The organism is Halomonas elongata (genome assembly GCF_029081005.1).
Taxonomy (GTDB): domain Bacteria; phylum Pseudomonadota; class Gammaproteobacteria; order Pseudomonadales; family Halomonadaceae; genus Halomonas; species Halomonas elongata_B.
Map to the genome: position 1 here is coordinate 40,606 of NZ_JAJQTQ010000004.1, position 19,631 is coordinate 60,236.

Annotated in this window: 19 protein-coding genes; 11 read left to right on the forward strand and 8 right to left on the reverse strand. The window is 66.2% G+C overall.

Going from position 1 to position 19,631, the window contains the following annotated elements:
- Positions 1-8: 8 nt before the first annotated feature.
- The 3 genes from LU493_RS04080 (at position 9) to LU493_RS04090 (ending at position 4,519) form a co-directional block, all read left to right on the forward strand.
- Positions 9-1,475, forward strand: a complete 1,467-nt coding sequence (locus LU493_RS04080) for an aldehyde dehydrogenase (protein ID WP_275286516.1) — start codon at positions 9-11, stop codon at positions 1,473-1,475.
- A 27-nt stretch (positions 1,476-1,502) separates the two neighbouring features.
- Positions 1,503-3,137: a thiamine pyrophosphate-binding protein gene (locus LU493_RS04085; RefSeq protein WP_275286517.1), complete on the forward strand. Its 1,635-nt coding sequence runs from the start codon at positions 1,503-1,505 to the stop codon at positions 3,135-3,137.
- Between the two features lie 167 nt (positions 3,138-3,304).
- Positions 3,305-4,519 carry a DcaP family trimeric outer membrane transporter gene (locus tag LU493_RS04090; protein WP_275286518.1) on the forward strand — a complete coding sequence of 405 codons (1,215 nt, stop codon included), beginning with the start codon at positions 3,305-3,307 and terminating at the stop codon, positions 4,517-4,519.
- Between the two features lie 239 nt (positions 4,520-4,758).
- Here LU493_RS04090 and glnK read toward each other — a convergent pair whose 3' ends face one another.
- The 3 genes from glnK to LU493_RS04105 all read right to left on the reverse strand — a co-directional run bounded on the left by glnK (position 4,759) and on the right by LU493_RS04105 (position 6,873).
- Positions 4,759-5,097 (reverse strand): P-II family nitrogen regulator, encoded by a 339-nt coding sequence (gene glnK, locus LU493_RS04095; protein ID WP_064699844.1) that lies wholly within the window; start codon positions 5,095-5,097, stop codon positions 4,759-4,761.
- A gap of 150 nt (positions 5,098-5,247) precedes the next feature.
- Positions 5,248-6,489 (reverse strand): ammonium transporter, encoded by a 1,242-nt coding sequence (locus tag LU493_RS04100; protein WP_275286519.1) that lies wholly within the window; start codon positions 6,487-6,489, stop codon positions 5,248-5,250.
- A gap of 45 nt (positions 6,490-6,534) precedes the next feature.
- Positions 6,535-6,873: a P-II family nitrogen regulator gene (locus LU493_RS04105; protein WP_013330858.1), complete on the reverse strand. Its 339-nt coding sequence runs from the start codon at positions 6,871-6,873 to the stop codon at positions 6,535-6,537.
- Between the two features lie 292 nt (positions 6,874-7,165).
- Here LU493_RS04105 and LU493_RS04110 point away from each other — a divergent pair, with 292 nt between their 5' ends.
- Both LU493_RS04110 and LU493_RS04115 read left to right on the forward strand, forming a co-directional pair.
- Positions 7,166-7,507 carry an accessory factor UbiK family protein gene (locus LU493_RS04110; RefSeq protein ID WP_275286520.1) on the forward strand — a complete coding sequence of 114 codons (342 nt, stop codon included), beginning with the start codon at positions 7,166-7,168 and terminating at the stop codon, positions 7,505-7,507.
- 91 nt (positions 7,508-7,598) lie between these two features.
- Positions 7,599-9,104, forward strand: a complete 1,506-nt coding sequence (locus LU493_RS04115) for a YifB family Mg chelatase-like AAA ATPase (RefSeq protein ID WP_275286521.1) — start codon at positions 7,599-7,601, stop codon at positions 9,102-9,104.
- A 35-nt stretch (positions 9,105-9,139) separates the two neighbouring features.
- Here the strand turns inward: LU493_RS04115 and LU493_RS04120 are convergent, their stop codons facing one another.
- Entirely contained in the window at positions 9,140-10,081 is a 942-nt protein-coding gene (locus LU493_RS04120; protein WP_275286522.1) for a DMT family transporter, read from the reverse strand.
- 98 nt (positions 10,082-10,179) lie between these two features.
- On the opposite strand from LU493_RS04120, the gene LU493_RS04125 reads away from it, so the two are divergent.
- On the forward strand, positions 10,180-11,109 hold the full coding sequence (locus LU493_RS04125; RefSeq protein WP_275286523.1) for a LysR substrate-binding domain-containing protein: 930 nt from the start codon (positions 10,180-10,182) through the stop codon (positions 11,107-11,109).
- Between the two features lie 106 nt (positions 11,110-11,215).
- Here LU493_RS04125 and LU493_RS04130 read toward each other — a convergent pair whose 3' ends face one another.
- Positions 11,216-11,704, reverse strand: coding sequence for a hypothetical protein (locus LU493_RS04130; RefSeq protein ID WP_275286524.1), 489 nt, complete (start codon positions 11,702-11,704; stop codon positions 11,216-11,218).
- A complete protein-coding gene (locus LU493_RS04135) occupies positions 11,701-12,681 on the reverse strand; it encodes an alpha/beta hydrolase (protein ID WP_275286525.1) in 981 nt (326 codons plus the stop codon). Before LU493_RS04135 ends, LU493_RS04130 begins: the two co-directional genes overlap by 4 nt.
- A 240-nt stretch (positions 12,682-12,921) precedes the next feature.
- On the opposite strand from LU493_RS04135, the gene LU493_RS04140 reads away from it, so the two are divergent.
- Both LU493_RS04140 and LU493_RS04145 read left to right on the forward strand, forming a co-directional pair.
- Positions 12,922-15,108: a malate synthase G gene (locus LU493_RS04140; protein ID WP_275286526.1), complete on the forward strand. Its 2,187-nt coding sequence runs from the start codon at positions 12,922-12,924 to the stop codon at positions 15,106-15,108.
- 208 nt (positions 15,109-15,316) lie between these two features.
- Positions 15,317-15,730 (forward strand): PaaI family thioesterase, encoded by a 414-nt coding sequence (locus LU493_RS04145; RefSeq protein WP_275286527.1) that lies wholly within the window; start codon positions 15,317-15,319, stop codon positions 15,728-15,730.
- Positions 15,731-15,748: 18 nt separating this feature from the next.
- Here LU493_RS04145 and LU493_RS04150 read toward each other — a convergent pair whose 3' ends face one another.
- Positions 15,749-16,132 carry a DUF423 domain-containing protein gene (locus LU493_RS04150; protein WP_275286528.1) on the reverse strand — a complete coding sequence of 128 codons (384 nt, stop codon included), beginning with the start codon at positions 16,130-16,132 and terminating at the stop codon, positions 15,749-15,751.
- 297 nt (positions 16,133-16,429) lie between these two features.
- Between LU493_RS04150 and thiS the strand changes: the two genes are divergently transcribed.
- The 3 genes from thiS (at position 16,430) to trmB (ending at position 18,519) form a co-directional block, all read left to right on the forward strand.
- Positions 16,430-16,630 carry a sulfur carrier protein ThiS gene (thiS, locus tag LU493_RS04155; RefSeq protein WP_275286529.1) on the forward strand — a complete coding sequence of 67 codons (201 nt, stop codon included), beginning with the start codon at positions 16,430-16,432 and terminating at the stop codon, positions 16,628-16,630.
- 281 nt (positions 16,631-16,911) lie between these two features.
- On the forward strand, positions 16,912-17,709 hold the full coding sequence (locus LU493_RS04160; protein WP_275286530.1) for a thiazole synthase: 798 nt from the start codon (positions 16,912-16,914) through the stop codon (positions 17,707-17,709).
- 78 nt (positions 17,710-17,787) lie between these two features.
- A complete protein-coding gene (gene trmB / locus LU493_RS04165) occupies positions 17,788-18,519 on the forward strand; it encodes a tRNA (guanosine(46)-N7)-methyltransferase TrmB (protein WP_275286531.1) in 732 nt (243 codons plus the stop codon).
- Here trmB and LU493_RS04170 read toward each other — a convergent pair.
- Entirely contained in the window at positions 18,443-19,570 is a 1,128-nt protein-coding gene (locus LU493_RS04170; RefSeq protein ID WP_275286532.1) for a DMT family transporter, read from the reverse strand. The two genes, trmB and LU493_RS04170, sit on opposite strands and share 77 nt — an antisense overlap.
- Positions 19,571-19,631 lie beyond the last annotated feature (61 nt).

Genomic DNA, 19,631 nt, shown 5'->3' on the forward strand with positions numbered 1-19,631 from the left:
TGTCCGAGATGACCCTGAAGATTTTCGTTGCCGGCGAATGGCGCGAGGGCCGCGGCGACCCCATGGTGTCGCGCTTCCCCGCCGACGGCTCGATCAATGCCGAACTCAATGCCGCTGGCCTCGACGACGTCGAGGAGGCGATCGCCGCCGCCGACGCGGCCTGGCGCGCTCCTGCCTGGCGGGACCGCATGCCCCACGAGCGGGCCGAGGTGCTGTATCGCGTCAGCGACTTGATCCGCGAGCGCCTCGACGAACTCGCCGCCCTGCAGACCCGCGACAACGGCAAGCCGTTGGCCGAAGCCCGGGGCCTGGTCGCCAGCGCCGCCGGCACCGCCCGATACTTCGCGGCGGCCTGCGAGACCCTGGAGGGCGAGCTGCCCACCCAGCGCAATGTCGACTTCATGACCCTGAGCCAGTACGAGCCGCTCGGGGTGATCGCCGCCATCACACCCTGGAACTCGCCGATCGCCAGCGAGATGCAGAAGGTCGCCCCGGCGCTGGCCGGCGGCAACGCCGTGGTGCTCAAGCCCGCTGAGGCCACCCCGCTGATGGCGCTGAAGCTCGCCGAGCTGTTCGAGGAAGCCGGCCTGCCCAAGGGGCTGCTCAGCGTGCTGCCGGGCCGCGGCAGCGTGATCGGCGAGGCCCTCGTGCGCCATCCCAAGGTGCGCAAAATCTCCTTCACCGGCGGCACCAGCACCGGCCGTCACCTGGCCCACGTGGCCGCCGACAAGCTGATCGGCACCTCCCTGGAGCTGGGTGGCAAGTCGCCGACCATCATCTGCGAGGATGCCGATCTGGAACAGGCGACCAAGGGCGTGGCGTACGGCATCTTCAGCTCCGCCGGCCAGGCCTGCATCGCCGGCTCGCGGCTGTTCATCCACCGCCGCCGCTACGACGAGGTCATGGCGCGCCTGGAGACCATCGCCCGCGAGCTGCGCGTCGGCCACCCCGAGACTCCCGGCGTGCACCTGGGCCCGCTGATCAGCGAGGCGCACCGCGACGGTGTGGCGGCCTACGTCGAGCGGGCCCGCGAGGAAGGCGGCCGCATCCGCTGCGGTGGCGTGATCCCCTCCGAGGGCGAGCTGGCCGCGGGGAGCTTCTATCCGCCGACCCTGATCGAGGGCCTGCCCCACGACAGCGCGGTCTGCCAGGAGGAGATCTTCGGCCCGGTGCTGGTGGCGCTGCCCTATGACGACGAGGACGAGCTGGTAGGCCTGGCCAATGACAACGTCTACGGCCTGGCGGCCGGCATCTGGAGCGCCGACTATCGACGCGCCCTGCGTCTGGCCGGCCGGCTCGAGGCCGGCACGGTGTGGATCAATACCTACAAGAAGTTTTCCATTTCGACGCCATTCGGTGGCTACAAGGAGAGCGGTCTGGGCCGCGAGAAGGGCCGCCAGGGCATTCAGGCCTACATGCAGCAGAAGAGCCTGTACCTGGGGCTCGACCACGAGCCCATCGCCTGGAGCGACTGAGCGCCAACGGCCAACAAGGAATCGAACATGACCACTATGACCGTGGGCGACGCCGTCGCCCGCACACTGGAAGCCTATGCGGTATCGGCCGTTTATGGCGTGATTTCCATCCACAACCTGCCGATCGCCGACGCCATCGGTCAGCGTGGGCAACTGCGTTTCGTACCGACACGCGGCGAGGCAGGCGCCGTGACGATGGCCGACGGACACACCCGCGTAGGGAGCCTGGGCGTGGCGCTGACCAGCACCGGCGCCGGTGCCGGCAATGCCGTGGGCGCCATGCTCGAGGCGCTCAACGCCGGCACCCCGCTGCTGCACATCACTGGCCAGGTCGAGAAGGCCTACCTGGATCGCGACGCCGGCTTCATCCACGAGACCCGCGACCAGATGGGCTTCCTTCAGGCTTGCTCCAAGCGTGCCTATCGGGCCTGTACCCCAGAGCAGGTGGTGCCGCTGCTGCACCGCGCCATCCAGGAGGCCATGACCCTGCCCCGGGGGCCGGTGAGCCTGGAGATTCCGATCGATATCCAGGCCAGCCAGGTCGAGTGGGTAGAGACACCTCCCGCCGAGCCCGCCGCCCCAGCCCGGGTCGCCGATGTCGAGATCGAGGCGCTTGCCGAGCGTGTCCTGTCGGCCGAGCGCCCGGTTCTGTGGATCGGCGGTGGCTGCCTGGAGGCGGGCGACGCCGTGCGTCGCCTGGCCGACGCCGGCATCCCGGTGGTCTCTAGCACCCATGCCCGCGGCGTGCTGCCCGACAGCCATCCGCGCAGCCTGCGCGCCTTCCACAGCGCCCCGGCGGTGGAGGAGCTGTTCGCCGCCAGCGACCTGATGCTGGTAGCCGGCTCGCGGCTGCGCAGCAACGAGACCCGCACCTACTCGGTGGCCCTGCCGCGGCCGCTGGTGCAGATCGACGTCGACCCGGCGGCGGCTCACCGCAACTACCCGGCCGACGCCTTCTTGTGCGGCGAGTGCGGCGACGTGCTATCGCGCCTGGCCGATCGCCTGGAAGGCAAGCGTGCCCCCGACGCCGCGCTCGATCGCGACGTCGCCCAGGCCGTGGCGGCCGCTGAGCGGGCGTTGCGCGACCAGGTCGGCGAGTATGCCAGGCTCAGTGACGCGGTGCGCGAGGCGCTGCCCGACGACGGTATCTTCGTGCGCGACATTACTGTCTCCGGCAGCACCTGGGGCAGCCGGCTGCTGCCGATCGAACGGCCCTTGACCAATATCCATTCACTCGCGGGCGCCATCGGTCAGGGACTGGCCACCGGCATTGGCTGTGCCGTGGGTGCGCAGGGGCGAAAGGTGGTCACCCTGGTCGGCGATGGCGGTCTGATGCTGATGGTCGGCGAGCTGGCCACGCTGGCCCAGGAAAACATCGACATGACGCTGCTCGTCATGAACGACGGTGGCTACGGCGTGATGCGCGGCATCCAGGACAAGTATTTCGAGGGTCGCCAGTACTACAACGACCTCGAGACACCGGACTTCCAGGCCTTTGCGGAATCTCTGGCGTTACCGCACTGGAAGGTAGAGAGGGGCGAGGATTTTCACGCTGTGCTGGCCGAAGCCGTGGGGAAAAGCGGGCCGGCACTGGTCGAGGTGGACATGGGCCGTGTGGGGCCGCTCGAGTTCTCCGGGCCTCCACAGAAGACGCTTTACTGAACAGGCGGACATGCGTCGTGGCTTTTGATGAGCCAGCGGCGTTGTCCTTTCGTTCATCGGACAAGAGGAGGCCACGAGACACCCGAGTGTCCAGAGAGAGTTTCTAGCGACTGCATCCCACGTCACATTGCCAACGACGTACAAACACAACAAACGAGAGTTGTCCCATGATGTATAAAAAGACGCTGATGCTGGCAGCTATATTGCCGGCAGGGCTGACTAGTGCCATGACATCCCAGGCCTTCGATGTGGTACCGGCTGGCGAGCCCGTTGTCACGGGCGAGCCGAGCCGTGTCGGAGCGCCCTGGAACCATCGAAGCACCTTCAACATTCCCGGCACGAACACCGACATTGCCTTCGGCGGTTACGTCAAGTTCGATGCGCTTTATGACTTCGATTACAACCTGGGCGAAATCACCGATCCCCTGGCGGTTGCCAGTGAGGACAATGCCACCGACGGCAAGACCACCTTCACCGCTCAGGAAACGCGCCTGAACTTCCGTACCCAGACGCAGACCGGTCTCGGGATGCTGAAAACCTACTTCGAAGGCCATTTCGCCCCCGACAACACGTTCAACCTGCGCCACGCTTACGGTGAGTACAACGGCTTCCTGGCGGGTCAGTCCTGGACCAACTTCATGCACTTCCTCGGTACACCGCGCATCCTCAAGCTGGGCGGGCCGATCGGCTATGCCACCGGGCGCCCCGAGCAGGTGCGTTATACCCATGAGTCGGGTGGCAACACCTTTGCGGTGGCCCTCGAGAACCCCGAATATTCGGTGTCCGATCTGGGCCCCGGCGGTGCTGTCGACGAGAACACGGAGCTGCCGGACCTGACGCTGCGTTACCGCTACAAGCGCAATGTCGGTTTTTCCGGTGTGGTGCGTCAGGTTTCCAGCGATTCGGCCGTCAGTGGACAGGACGAGAGTGTGACCGGCTATGGGGTGGCCGCACAGGCTGCCTTGCCCATGGGCAACACGACGCTCAAGGGCAACCTGATGGTAGGCAGTGGCCTGGGGAGCTATCTGGACTATGTGCCGGCGTCCGGAGCCAAGTTCCGTACGCCCGATGCCTATCTGGCCGCCGATGGATCTCTCGAAACCGTCGACATGCGCAGCTATGGCGTTTCCCTGGAGCATCGCTGGAACAGCGACTGGTCGAGCTCCATCGGGACCTCGTTGGTTCACCAGGACCTGCCGGACGACGCCCCAGCCTTCCAGGGCATGGCAGACACTGTCCAGTTTTCCCATGCGAATCTGATCTGGGACGTGACCGAGCGTCTGGCCGTGGGCATGGAATACCAGTACGTCGATCTCGAAAGGGTCAGTGGCGAGACGGTGGACGCCAGTCGCCTTCAGGCTAGTGCAAAGTTCCAGTTCTAGACGTCACGGCAAGACGTTCCGTTGACCAGCTTGCTTTGTGCCGACTCCTGAGGGGGCGGCACTTTTTCGTCGTCATCACACCGGGGCAGAGGGCAAGAAAAACCCTCCGAGGCAGCACCTCGGAGGGTTTGATGTCTGGGTGGCAAGGGTCGTTATACTGCCTTCGAGCTTCGAGCTTCGAGCTTCGAGCTTCGAGCTTCGAGCTTCGAGCTTCGAGCTTCGAGCTTCGAGCTTCGAGCTTAGACGGCGTCCTTGTCGGTCTCGCCGGTGCGGATGCGAATGACCTGCTCGAGCGGCGTGACGAAGATCTTGCCGTCGCCGATCTTGCCGGTATTGGCCACCTGAGTGATGGCGTCGATGACCTGCTCGGTCATGTCGTCGTCCACCGCGACCTCGAGCTTGACCTTGGGCAGGAAGTCGACCACGTATTCGGCGCCGCGATAGAGCTCGGTATGGCCCTTCTGGCGGCCGAAGCCCTTGACCTCGGTGACGGTGATGCCCTGTACGCCGATCTCGGAGAGCGATTCGCGTACGTCGTCGAGCTTGAACGGCTTGATGATGGCGGTCACCAGTTTCATGGTCTTGTCCTCGCGTGGTTCGTGTGCCGACGGCGCCGGGCGCCGCCCTCGCTGGCTTCATTGTGACAGAGCATACACCCGCTGCGAACAGAATAAAAAAGGCCCCCTTGCGGGGGCCAGTGGGAGCACGCCAGCTCACTCGGGGTCGCTTCACTTCTTGGCGACGTTGAACTCGGGGTAGGCCTCGAGGCCGCACTCGGCCAGGTCGACGCCTTCATATTCTTCTTCCTCGCTGACCCGCACGCCCATCACGGCCTTGAGGATCAGCCAGACGATCAGGCTGGCCACGAACACCCAGATGAAGATGCCGAGAATGCCGATGATCTGGGCACCGAAGCTGGCACTGCCGTTGGACAGCGGAACCGCCAGCACGCCCCAGATGCCGACCACGCCGTGGGCGGAGATCGCACCGACCGGATCATCGAGCTTGAGCTTGTCGAGACTGACGATGGAGACGACAACCAGCAGGCCGCCGAAACCACCGATCAGGGTGGCGCCCAGGGCGCTGGGCGACAGCGGGTCGGCGGTGATGGACACCAGGCCGGCGATGGCGCCGTTCAGTGCCATGGTCAGGTCGGCCTTGCGGAACCAGGTCTTGGCCAGGATCAGGGCGGCGATCACGCCACCGGCGGCGGCCGCGTTGGTGTTGACCAGGACCTGCGCCATGTTGTTGGCGGACGCCACGTCGGACACCTTCAGCTCGGAGCCGCCGTTGAAGCCGAACCAGCCCAGCCACAGGATGAAGGTGCCCAGTGTCGCCAGCGGCATGTTGGCGCCCGGGATGGCGTAGATCGCCCCGTCCTTGCCGTACTTGCCCTTGCGGGGGCCGAGGACCAGCACACCGGCCAGTGCGGCGGAAGCACCTGCCATGTGCACGATGCCGGAGCCGGCATAATCGGAGAACCCGATCTCGGCAAGCCAGCCGCCGCCCCAGGTCCAGTAGCCGGAGACCGGGTAGATGAAGCCGGTCAGAATCACGGCGAAGATCAGGAAGGCCCAGAGTTTCATGCGTTCGGCGACCGCACCGGAGACGATCGACATGGCAGTGGCCACGAACACGACCTGGAAGAAGAAGTCGGCGCGGGCGGAGTAGTAGGGAGCGTCGTCACCGCCGGCCAACACCGCGTCCACCGAATTCTCGCCACCCAGCAGGAAGCCCAGGCTGGGCAGGACGCCGCCGGCACTGCTGGAGTACATGAGGTAGTAGCCCACCAGCAGGTACATGGTACAGGCGATGGCGAACAGGGCGATGTTCTTGGTCAGGATCTCGGCGGTGTTCTTGGAACGGACCAGGCCGGCCTCGAGCATCGAGAAACCGGCGGCCATCCACATCACCAGGGCACCGCAGATCAGGAAGTAGAAAGTATCGAGCGCATAAGCAAGCTCTGTCATGACGAAGGTCTCCGTATCGGGAACAGGCAGGAAGGCGGTCGGCGATCAGACGGCGTCGGCGCCACGCTCGCCGGTGCGGATGCGGATGACGTCTTCCAGCGGGGTCACGAAGACCTTGCCGTCACCGATCTTGCCGCTGTTGGCGGCATTGCAGATCGCGTCCAGCACGGTATCCAGGCGGTCGTCGTCCACCGCGACCTCGACCTTGACCTTGGGCAGGAAATCGACGACGTATTCGGCGCCACGATATAGCTCGGTATGTCCCTTCTGGCGACCGAAGCCCTTGACCTCGGTGACGGTGATGCCCTGGACGCCGTTGTCGGCGAGTGCCTCGCGGACATCGTCGAGCTTGAAGGGCTTGATGACGGCAGTAATCAGCTTCATCCGGATTCTCCCTTGTTCGGTGAGTGCGGCACGTTGCCGCGCGGTGCATGCTTTCCCTGATGTAGCGCAAACCGTGCCAAGCTTTTGGTTAGTTCTTTATTTTCATGCTTCTGGGTCAGGGGGAAGCCGGTAACCATCGGAGGTGATGCACGGTGATACGGGCGTTGTGCACTTGTTTGGTGCTTCGATGGCGCGGCCGTGCCCCAGAAGGTGGCGGGTGGGAGGAATGCGGTGAGAGGACGCCTTGCGTATCCTGTTGTGAGGTTCCCTACTATCGTTCAGGAGAAGCAGCATGGTCAGCCAGGATCGCATCGGCCGCTTGGCCCAACAGATCGGTGAGCGCCTTCAGGGTGCCTCCCAGGCTCCGGAGGACGTGCAGAAAGGCGTGCAGCAGGTGGTGAAGGGGGCCTTCGACCGTCTCGAGCTCGTGTCGCGGGAGGATTTCGACATCCTGATGGATGTCCTGCAGCGTACACGGGGGCGAGTCGAGGCCCTCGAGAAGCAGGTCGCCGCCCTGGAAGACGCGCTGGATGCCTCCGCCGCCGCCGACGAGGACGCCGAAGAAGTCCGGGAAACTGCGGCGGACGCCAACTCCCCCGAGGAAGATGCCGGTGCCGGCGAGACAGGCCGTTGAAACCCCGGGCGTGTGTTGTGTCACTGGTCTAGCCTGAGATAGCGAGACAAGGACGTCGCACTCAGGACAACAGTGGCGCGAGGGAACGCCGATGACGCTGGCGATCATTCGCACCCGGGCGAGCCTCGGCCTTGAGGCGCCCGAGGTGCTTGTCGAGGTACACCTGGCCAACGGCCTGCCCGGCATCACCCTGGTCGGCTTGCCGGAAACCGCCGTGAAGGAAAGCCGTGAACGGGTGCGCAGCGCCCTGGTCAATGCCGGCTTCGAGTTTCCGTTGCGGCGTATCACCCTGAATCTGGCGCCCGCCGACCTGCCCAAGGACGGCGGGCGTTTCGACCTCCCCATCGCCCTGGGGCTGCTGGTCGCTTCGGGGCAGATTCCTCCCGAGGCTCTGGCGGAGGTGGAGTGCGTGGGTGAACTGGCACTGGACGGCGGCCTGCGCCCGGCGAGCGGGGTACTACCGCTGGCCATGGCCACGCGGCGAGCGGGACGGCACTTGATCGTGCCCCGCGCCAACGCCGACGAAGCGGCCCTGGCCGGTGAGCTGGAGGTCCTGCCCGCCGAGCATCTGCTGGAGGTGGTGGCGCATCTTCTCGGTCAGGCGCCCATCGTCGCCCACCGGTTACAGGCGCCGCCACGGCGAGATACCGCGGAGCCGGACCTGCGCGAAGTCAGAGGGCAGCACCAGGCGCGCCGGGCCCTGGAGGTCGCGGCGGCGGGCGGGCATAACCTGTTGTTTGCCGGTCCACCCGGCACCGGCAAGACCATGCTGGCCAGTCGCCTGCCCGGTATCCTGCCGCCGCTCGGCGAGGACGAAGCCCTCGACGTGGCGGCGGTGCGCTCGGTCAGTGGCTTGCCGCTGGCCGAACAGTGGGGACGTCGCCCCTTTCGAGCGCCGCATCATACCGCGAGCGCCGTGGCCCTGGTCGGAGGCGGCTCACGCCCCAAGCCGGGGGAAATCTCCCTGGCGCACCATGGTGTGCTGTTTCTCGACGAGCTGCCGGAATTTTCGCGGCACGTGCTGGAGGTGATGCGCGAGCCCATGGAGTCCGGGCAGATCCATATCGCCCGGGCGAGCCACGAGCGGCGCTATCCGGCACGCTTCCAGCTGGTGGCGGCGATGAATCCCTGTCCCTGCGGACACCTCGGCGATCCTCGCCAGGCCTGCCATTGCACGGCCGCTCAGATCCAGCGCTATCAGGCGCGGTTGTCGGGGCCGCTTCTGGATCGCATCGACCTGCAGGTGGAAGTGCCGGCGTTGCCGGCGGAACAACTGACCTCGCGGGAGTCGGGGGAGGATTCGGCGACGGTACGCCAAAGGGTCCTGGCGGCGCGCGAGCGCCAATGGGCGAGGGGGGCACTCAACGCTCACCTGGCGGGCCCCGACCTGGAGGCCGCTTGTGCACTGGGTGCCGAGGATCGCGCCTGGCTCGCTGAAGTGCTGGAACGGCTGCAGCTTTCGGCGCGTGCCTTTCACCGGGTGCTGCGGGTGGCCCTGACCCTCGCCGACCTGGCCGGGGCACCGCGGCCCGCCCGTGAACACCTGATCGAGGCCATCGGGTACCGCCAGCTCGACCGGCTGCTCAAGGGGGGCTGAGGTGCTGCCCCGGTGCTTGCTCCCCGGCGATGGGTTCAAGCCTGCCGGCTGACCAGGACGAGGCCACCCAGAAGGATACCGCCCCCGAACAGGAAGGGCAGTGTCAGTGGTTCGTCGAGCAGCAGGGCGCCGAAGAGCACACCGAAGATCGGTGACAGGAAGGAGAACACGCCCAGCTGCGATGCCCAGTAACGGCGTAGTAACGTGAACCAGAGCAGCAGGGCACCGACGGAGATCACCAGCGCCTGGAAACCCAGGCTCGCCAGGGCCAGCGGTGTGGCCTCGAGGGCACCCAGGTCCCCGCTCAGGGCCGTGATGGGCAACAGCAACAGGCCAGCGGTTGCCAATTGATATGTCAATGTCTGCAGCGGCGGGGCTTCGGAAAGCGAGGAGCGGCGCAGCACCAGCGTGGTGGCCGCCCAGCACAGTCCTGCCAGCAGACCCAGTGCGTCGCCCAGTAGCAGCGCCGACGTATTGGCTTGCCCCGATTCGGGTGACATGGCGATGACCATGCCGGTGAATGCCAGGGCGATGCCCAGCCACTGTCGACGGGCCAGCTGTTCCCCGGGGACCAGCCAATGCAGGCCGAGGGCGGCAAAGACCGGCGCCGTATAGAGGAACACCGACATGTGGGAGGCCAATGTGTAGTTCAGGCCCAGTGCCACGAACACGAATTCCCCGGTGAAGCCGAGCCCGACCAGCAGGCCCGGGCCGAGCCGGTCACGAAAATCGGTGAGTCTCGTGCCCCGCCAATAGGCCAGTGCGCCTACCAGTATCGCCGCCAGGGATGAGCGCAAGGCGATCTGGGCGAGCGGGGAAATATCCTCGGCCACGCCCTTGATGGCGACCTGCTGCAGGCCGAGGGCCAGGCAGAAGAGGATCATGGCCAGGCCGGCGAAGAGGTCGATGGAGCGACGAGGATCAGTCGAACTCAATGCTGCAGGAGCGTCGACGGGCGCGGTCCGAGGGCTGTTCATGGCGTCTTTCCTCTTGATGGATAGCGCTCAGTTCAGCATTTGCGATGCTCGGGACCAAACGATTATTCTGCCGCTCTAGGCTCAGGAAAACTCACGTCATGGCGATCGAGCGACTCCCACTCAATGCCCTGCGCGCCTTCGCGGAAGCGGCGCGGGAGGGCAGCTTCAAGTCCGCCGCCGACCGGCTCGGGGTGACGCCCGGCGCCGTCAGCCGACAGGTCAGGCAGCTCGAGGAGCGGTTGGGCACCGTGTTGTTCGAGCGCCATGCCAATGGCGTGAGTGTCAACGCCGCCGGGCGTCGTCTGGCCGACGATGTCGATGTCGGTCTGGAGCGTATCGCGGCCGGTGTCACGGCCGTGGGGCAGCAGGCGCATGCCGCGACCACGCTGCTGCTCAGCGCGCCGCCATCGTTTGCCCAGCTCTGGTTGTTGCCGCGACTGGCGGCGTTCGAGGCACGCGAAACCCGCGTGGAAATTTCTCTGGATGCCAGCCAGGCATTGACCTTGCCCGCCTGGCAGCATGACGGTGCACGGCTCGCGCTCCGCTATGGCCGAGGCCCCTGGCCTGGCTCGCGGTCCGTCAAACTGTTCGAGGACACCCTCGTCCCGGTTTGCGCTCCCGGCCTGATGGAGCACGCCTCCATCGAGACTCCCGCTGATCTGCTCGATCAGACCCTGTTCGAGGTGGGCTGGTGCTCGAGACAGGCAGGCGATTTCCCGGGTTGGCGAGGTTGGTTCGATGCCGCCGGCCTGTCAGGCATCGAGATGCCGCGCCAACGGCATTATTCCCTCTATAGCCTGGCCCTGGATCAGGCCATTGCGGGGCGCGGCGTGATGCTGGCCAGCTATCCGGTGGTGGCGGACCGTCTCGCCAGTGGTGTGCTGACGCGCCCCTTCGGTGACCACTATAGGCTCGACTCTCCCTTCGCCTATGAGCTGATCCTGCCCGCCACAGGCGAGGCGCCGCCCAGGGTGCAGCGATTCATCGACTGGTTGCTTGGGGAGGCGGCTCGGTTCCGGCAAGGCTAGGTCTCTGTTTCGGAGGTTCGTTGAAGAGATGGTGGCCCAGGGGGCCGCCAGGGTTCTCCGGTCGACGTCCGATACAGGACGGTGGTCGGCCTTGCGGTCGGCGAGGCTACAGCGCGGTAGCGTCGAGAGCGCCGTCGATATGGGTCTGCCAGAGTGCCTGGTCATGGCCGGGGCGGCGCAGGGTCAGGGTCAGGCGGTAGGGCAGCAGTTCTCGGTCGGAGAGTTGCAGGCGTGGCGCCGAGGCACTCAATCGGCTGTCGAGGCGCCACTGATTGCGTCCCGCGCCGTCGGCGAGGGAGGGGCGCCAGTCGAGTACCTGGGGACCGTCATCGAGCCCCAGCAGGGCGCGGGTCAGACTTTCCATCAGGCGTTCGTCGGAGAGGCCCAGGTCGGGGTCGATCTCCGGCATGGCCAGTAACAGTACCTGGTCGGTAGCCGGTCTGGGCAGGGTCGGTGAGGCGGCCACCTGCTCGGCGACGCGTTCGCTCAACCCGAACAGCGCCTGGCGCATGGTCTCGGGGCGCTCCGGGGCGGCGGCGCAACCGGTGAGGGCGAGCAGCAACAGCACCAGGAGTGTCCGTCGGCGCGTGTTCATGAGCAGCGGCGCCTTTCGGGAGGCAGGGCCTCGAAACTTTCCTCCAGGTCGGCGAGGAAGCGCGCCAGATCCGCGAACAGTGTGCGGCGTATCGGTTCGGCCTCGTTGACCAGGTGATGTCGGGCTTCGGGGTGGCGACAGATTTCGGCATTGGGGAACTTGCGGTCGAGCACGTCGAGGTTCCATTCCCAGTCCACGGTCGAATCCTGTTCGCCCTGCAGGATGAGGGTGGGCACTCGGCTTGGGGGCAAGGCCAGCAGGCGGGGCATCCAGCGACGCATGGCATCGACCCATTCCATGGTCAGGCGTTCCGGCTGCAGCGGGTCGCCTTCCCTCAGAAAGGTGGAGAAGTCGCTGTCGGTGGAATTGTCGCGGAAGCGACGCGGTACCGAGCGCACGAAGGGGCCTACCAGCCGGTGCAGCCAGCTGGACTGCGGCCAGCCCCAGGGGCGTACCAGCGGGGCCAGCAGGGCGAGGCCATGCCAGTGGCCGTCGTTGCCTCGTGTCAGGGCATCGGTGGCCAGTATGGCGGCGCCGGTGCTCTGGCCGATTCCGACCCAGGGAGGCGCGGCCAGGTCGCGGGCCTCGAGTTCCTGGCGCAGGTCGATCAGGCAGGCGCCGTATTCGTCGAAGTCGCCGATGGACGCGCGGGGGCCGCTGGAGAGGCCGTGCCCGGGGAGGTCCCAGAGCACGACGCGCCAGTTGCGTTCCAGCAGGCATTCGAGCAGGTGGCGATAGAGTCCCAGGTGGTCATAATAACCATGCACGACCCAGACCGTGCCGATGGGCTCCCTGGGCGTCCATACCTGGGTCCATAGCCGGAAGCCGTGGGTATCCACGTAGCCCACGTGGAGGCCCATCGTCTCGGCGAGCAACGGACTCAGGCCATAATGGTCGAGGTAGTGCTCCAGCGCCTGGCCGGCATGCTTGGCCGGCGCGAGGGGGCCGAGTTCCTGTAAGGGAGTGAAGTCGCTCATCGCATCCTCTGCTGTGCCCGCCCATGCTAGCGTCATGCCGGCGGCGGAGCCAGCCATGATATCGAAGTGAAGGCGGGTGGCCACGTCTCGTCATTTGGTCGATATCGAGGCGTGGCACGTTTTCCTCGGCTTTACATGTGGAATAATTTTCCACAAAATTATTCGCGAGCAGTCACCCTTCGCTGTCCGGCCGCTCGGTGCCAGGGGGCGCCGAACCGCCACGCATAAGGAGAACGACCCATGACCCAACGCATTACCCGCCATCGCCTTCAGGTGGCCGCCGAGCTGGACCGTTTCATCAATGAACAGGCTCTGCCGGGAACCGGTGTCGACCCCGAAGCCTTCTGGACCGGCGTGGATGCCCTCTTTCACGATCTGACACCAGAGAACCGCGAATTGCTCGCCGAGCGTGATCGCCTGCAGGCCGAGCTGGATGCCTGGCACCGTGATCATGCGGGGCCGGTACGTGACATGACGGCGTATCGTGCCTTCCTCGAGGAGATCGGTTATCTGGTGGAGGCGCCGAAGAATGTCGAGGTCACCACCACCAACGTCGATCGCGAGATCGCCGTGCAGGCCGGGCCGCAACTGGTGGTGCCGGTCAACAATGCCCGCTATGCCCTGAACGCCGCCAACGCGCGCTGGGGCAGCCTCTACGACGCTCTGTATGGCACCGATGCCATCGCCGATACGGAGGGTGCCGAGCGGGGCGAGAGCTTCAACCCCAGGCGTGCCGAGATGGTCGTCGCCTATGCCCGGGGTGTGCTGGATCGTGCCGCCCCACTGGCCACCGGCTCTCATCGCGAGGCGATCAAGTATGCGCTGCGCGATGGCCATCTCGTCGTGACCCTGGAAGGTGGCCGCGAGACCGGGCTCGAGGACCCCGGCAAGCTGGTGGGCTTCCAGGGGGAGGCCGAGGCACCCGATGCGGTGCTGCTGGCCAATCACGACCTGCATCTGGAGATCCGGATCGATGCCGGCCATCCTATCGGCAAGACTGACCCCGCCGGCGTCAAGGACGTGGTCGTGGAGGCGGCGCTGACCTCCATCATGGACTGCGAGGACTCCGTGGCCGCGGTGGATGCTGAAGACAAGGTCGAGGTCTACGCCAACTGGCTGGGCCTGATGAAGGGCGACCTGGAAACCCAGATCGAGAAGGGCGGCAAGACCTACACCCGTCGACTCAACGGCGATCGCACCTGGCGCAATCCCGAGGGTGGCGAGGTGACCCTGCCAGGGCGTTCCCTGCTGTTCGTGCGCAACGTTGGCCACCTCATGACCACGCCGGCGGTACTCGATGCCGACAGCAACGAATTGCCGGAGGGTATCCTCGATGCCGTCGTCACCAGCCTGATCGCCCTGCATGATCTGGCCAAGGGCGAGGGGGAACCGCGCAACTCCCGTGAGGGCTCGGTGTATATCGTCAAGCCCAAGATGCACGGTCCGCGGGAAGTGGCCTTCGCCGATGCGCTCTTCGCGCGTGTCGAGGACCTGCTGGGCATGGCCCGCGATACCCTGAAGATGGGCATCATGGACGAGGAGCGCCGGACCTCGGTCAATCTCAAGGCGTGTATCGCCGAGGCCACCTCGCGGGTGGTGTTCATCAATACCGGCTTCCTCGATCGCACCGGCGACGAGATGCACTCCGCCATGGAGGCCGGCCCGATGATTCGCAAGGGCGACATGAAGAACAGCGCCTGGATCGGTGCCTATGAGCGCAGCAATGTGCAGACCGGCCTGGCCTGCGGTCTGCGTGGCCATGCCCAGATCGGCAAGGGGATGTGGGCCATGCCGGACCTGATGGCGGCCATGCTCGAGCAGAAGGTCGGCCATCCCGAGGCCGGTGCCAACACCGCCTGGGTGCCATCCCCCACGGCGGCCACCCTGCATGCCTTGCACTATCATCAGGTCAGCGTGGCCGAGGTGCAGCGCGGGCTCGAAGCCAAGGGTGATCCCGACCTGCACGACACCTTCCTGGATGATCTGCTGACCGTGCCGGTGGCCGAGCGTCCGGACTGGAGCGATGACGATATTCAGCAGGAGCTCGACAACAACTGCCAGGGGATCCTCGGCTATGTGGTGCGCTGGGTCGAGCACGGCGTGGGATGCTCCAAGGTGCTGGACATCCATGATGTCGGCTTGATGGAGGATCGCGCGACCCTGCGGATCTCCAGCCAGCATGTGGCCAACTGGCTGCACCACGGCGTGGTGGACGAAGCCCGGGTGCGGGACGCCCTGGAGCGCATGGCGAAGATCGTCGACGAGCAGAACGCTGGCGATCCGGCCTATACGGCGATGAGTGCCGATTTCTCGGCCTCGCATGCTTTCCAGGCCGCCTCCGACCTGATCTTCAAGGGGCTCGAGCAGCCGGCTGGCTACACGGAGCCGCTGTTGCACCACTGGCGAGCGGTCCACAAGGGCGCCTGATCGGCTGCGAGATACGGGCGACGAGATACGAGATACGAGATACGAGATGATGAGGGTTGCGACCTTCGGGTAGCGGGATACCCTGATGCTCGTCGCTCGTCGCTCGTCGCTCGTCGCTCGTCGCTCGTCGCTCGTCGCTCGTCGCTCGTCGCTCGTCGCTGGGCTATCTTTGGGGCCAATGCTTGATCAACCGCCGCAGGAGAGCCCCATGACCGTGATGACCGCCACCGCCATCGAGGAGTTTCTCGACGAGGTCTTTCCGCAACGGGCTGGCACCATCGAGGGCGTCGATGAGATGCGCGCCACCATGAGTCTGGCCATCGAGGACGAGCACCTGCGGCCCGGGGCCTGCGTCTCCGGGCCGACCATGATGGGGCTGGCCGATGTCTGTCTCTATGTGGCGATCCTGGCGCAGATCGGGCCGGAGCCGATGGCGGTCACCAGTGACCTGCATTGCCGCTTCCTGCGGCGGGCTCGAGGCGATCGTGACCTCATTGCCAATGCGCGGCTCGTAAAGCTGGGCAGTCGCCTGGCCGTCGGCGAGGTACAATTGTTCTCCGCCGGGGACGAGGCGCCGGTGGCGCTGGTGACGGCGACCTATGCGTTGCCCGACGGCGACTGACGCCTGTCGCGAGCGCCATCAGACACGGGACCGGGTTCGCAGCACGATACCGGCCAGGGCCAGCCATCCCAGTATCAGCAACAGACCACCCAGCGGGGTGAGCGGGCCGAGCCAGTCCAGGCCGGAGAGTGCCAGGCCGTATAGTGATCCGCTGAACAGCAGCATGCCGGCCGCCCAGAGGGCCAGTGCCAGGCGCTGGCCGGGCAAGGGCACGACCGAGCGCCAGGCCAGCACGCCGAGCATCGCCAGGGTGTGCCAGGCCTGATAGCGCACGCCGGTCTCGAAGGCGGTCATCAAGCGCGGTGTCAGCTCGTTGGTCAGGACATGGGCGCCGAAGGCACCGATCATCACCATCAGGGCGCCGGACAGCGCCGTCGTCAACCACCAGGGTCGGTCGTGCATCGTGGGTCCTCCATCGGTGACGCGCATACCGTACCCGGCGCGAGGCTGAGGCGCTACAATAGTGTCCGCAAGGGAAGCGCCGAACAGATCGACGAGCGGCGCAGAGGCGGGGCCCTTTCCGACGACGGGCCATCCATGTCCTGCTTCCATGTGGGGCACACAAGGTGCCGGGAGCACGGAGACCGGAGCCAAGGGTGTCGGCGAGAGGGTCGAGCACCGGGCAACGCAGTGGTTTGCCCGCGGAGACATTTGTACAGTGACTCCCCAATGCCATAGTCGAAGATGCAAGAGGATGCCATGCAGATCCATCTCAATGGCGAAGCGAAACACCTGGACGGCGAAATGTCGGTGGCCAGGCTGGTCGAGACCCTCGGCCTGACCGGTCGCCGTATCGCCGTGGAGATCAACGAGGAGATCGTGCCGAAGAGTGTCCATGGTGATACGCGCCTGGCCGATGGGGATCGGGTGGAGATTGTTCATGCGATCGGCGGCGGCTGAAGGAAAACACGACGTTATCGCTGCGCTCGACGACCCGGGGGATGCGGGAAGTGCGTTGGTCCGTCTGGAGCGATCCTGGCGGGCGGCGGTACTGGTGCGCGCTCGGTCAATATCCTCATTGGCTGGCGTGTAAACGCCGGTATTGACGCGAAGCCGGCGGCTCTCGCTCCCGGGGGGCCGTCCTTCGGACGTTCTCTCCGCCGCGCTCCGGCGGCACCCGACCCATCTTCGCTCGCCATACACATCAGCGCTTTCCTCTGAGCCATAGGAGAAATACACGCATGACCGATTTCACCCAGGATACGCCGCTGCGGGTCGCCGGCCGTGAATTCAGCTCGCGGTTGCTGGTGGGCACCGGCAAGTATCGCGACTTCGACGAGGCCGGCGCGGCGATCGCCGCCAGCGGCACCGAGGTGGTGACCTTCGCGGTCCGTCGCACCAATCTGGGGCAGGATGCGTCGGCGCCCAATCTGCTCGATGTGGTGTCCCCGGAACGTTATACCCTGTTGCCCAATACCGCCGGCTGCTTCACCGCCAAGGATGCGGTGCGTACCTGCCGCCTGGCCAGGGAACTGCTCGATGGCCACAACCTGGTCAAGCTCGAGGTGCTGGGCGATGAGTCGACCCTCTATCCCAATGTCGTGGAGACCCTGTCCGCCGCCGAGACGCTGGTCAACGATGGCTTCGACGTCATGGTGTACACCAGCGACGATCCCATCGTCGCACGCGAGCTCGAGCGTCTGGGCTGCTGTGCCGTGATGCCGCTCGGCTCGCTGATCGGTTCCGGCCATGGTATCCAGAACCCTTACAACACTCGCTTGATCATCGAGCAGGCCGGCGTGCCGGTGCTGATCGATGCCGGTATCGGCACAGCCTCCGAAGCGGCCCAGGCCATGGAACTGGGGTGCGACGGTGTGCTGATGAATTCCGCCATCGCCCATGCCCGTCAGCCGGTGCTGATGGCCAGTGCCATGCGGCAGGCGGTGAGTGCCGGGCGCGAGGCCTTCCTGGCCGGTCGCATGCCGCGCCGCCAGGAAGCCGAAGCGTCGTCGCCCATGGCGGGCCGTATCAACGTCTGACCCCCGTTCCCTTTCCCGATCCGGTGTTCGGTCTTCCGACACCGTTTCCCGATTCAGCGACCCGATAGTGAACCACGCATGAACGAACCCGATACCACAGGCCCCGAACGTCCGGACGCCCCGCTGCATCGTCGCGGCATCAAGAGTTATGTGTTGCGCGCTGGTCGCATGACCACCGCCCAGACCCGTGGCCTCGATGAGGTCTGGCCGCGTCTGGGGATGACGCTCGACGCGGGGCGTCAGGATCTGGATGCCCTGTTCGGGCGCCGAGCACCTCGCGTGGTGGAGGTCGGCTTCGGCATGGGAGCGTCGCTGATCGAACAGGCAGCGTCACATCCCGATACCGACTTCATCGGCATCGAAGTGCACGCGCCCGGCGTCGGCAAATTGCTCGACGAGGCCGACAAGCGGGGCCTCGCCAACCTGCGGGTCTATCGCGAGGATGCCCTGGCGGTGCTCGAACGTTGCCTGCCCGAGGCCAGTCTGGATACCGTTCAACTGTTCTTTCCCGATCCCTGGCCGAAGAAGAAGCATCACAAGCGGCGGATCGTCCAGCCGGCCTTCGTCGAACTGGTACGTACGCGTCTCAAGCCGGGTGGCACCCTGCATATGGCCACCGACTGGGAAGCCTATGCCGAGTGGATGGCCGAGGTCATGGCGGACGCGCCGGGCTATGCCAATATCGCCGATGCGGACACCGCGCCCTATGTGCCGCGTCCCGCCTATCGGCCGCTCACCAAGTTCGAGGCCCGCGGGGAGCGCCTGGGACATGGTGTCTGGGATCTGATTCATTGTCGCGACGACGGCTGACGCCACCGCGGTCGAGAGTCGATGCCGGGGCGCCGGGCCGAATGGCAGGGCGCTCGCTCCGGCGGCCGGCCGGACTCGCCGTGTCGTCATGACCGCCGGCGCCGCGTCCCTGACGGCGGCCGGCATACAGGGCGACGCCGGCACCCATGAGCCCGAGCAGCATGCCGATGGCTCCCATCGAGTCCGGGAGTTCGCCGAACATCAGTGCCGTCCAGGCGAGCGTCATGGCCGGTGTCAGCGCGACCAGGCCGGCGCTGTGTCCCACACCGAAGCGCCGCAGGCTCTCCACGAAGAAACCGTAACCGCCGAAGGTGGCCAGCACGATCAGCCAGGCCAGGGCCGTCAGGGTCTCCGGGCTCGGCGCCGGTGGCGCCAGGGAGCTTCCCATGCCGAGGGCGGCGAGGAAGAAGACGCCGGTGGCGGCCGTCAGCTGTGCGGTCAGGCGGGCCTCCAGGGGAAGCGTCACCGGCTGTCGCGTCGTGAGGGCGCTGCCCAGGGTCACACAGGCCACGGCCATCAACGGCAGGCCATAGGCCCAGAACGGTGCGCCGCCGACGTTTCGCAGGTCGCCCAGCACGCTCAATGCGGCGCCTAGAGTGGCCACCGTCATGCCCAGCCACTGGAGAGGGCGGGTGCGCTCGCCGAGCCACCCGCTGGCCAGGGTAATGGCAGCCAGCGGCTGTAGCGCGCCGATCAGTGCCGCCACCTCGGCGCTGACCCCCGCCTTGATGGCCAGCAGCATGGTCAGCAGGTAGCCGCCCACGGTCAGGCTGCCGACCAGGGCCTCGTGTGCCAGTGCTCGATGATTCAGGCCGCGTACGGTGCATGGCCGGGACCGCCACCACCACCAGCCGCCTGCCAGCAATGTGGCCAGGGCGAAACGCCAGGCGTAGAGCGCCAGTACCGGCGTGTCGATGGCGACCGCCAGTCGACTTCCCACGAAACCGCTGCTCCAGCACATCACGAAGCCGATGGCCACGGCCAGGCCGCCCAGGGCCGGTGAAAAGCGTGATAGCGCGATATGTCGTAGCCGATGGGTGGTGCCCGTCATGGCGCCTCCGGACCTTGGGGGGTGGTCTGGATAGACTGACGGGTCTAGAGTGTTTCGTGAA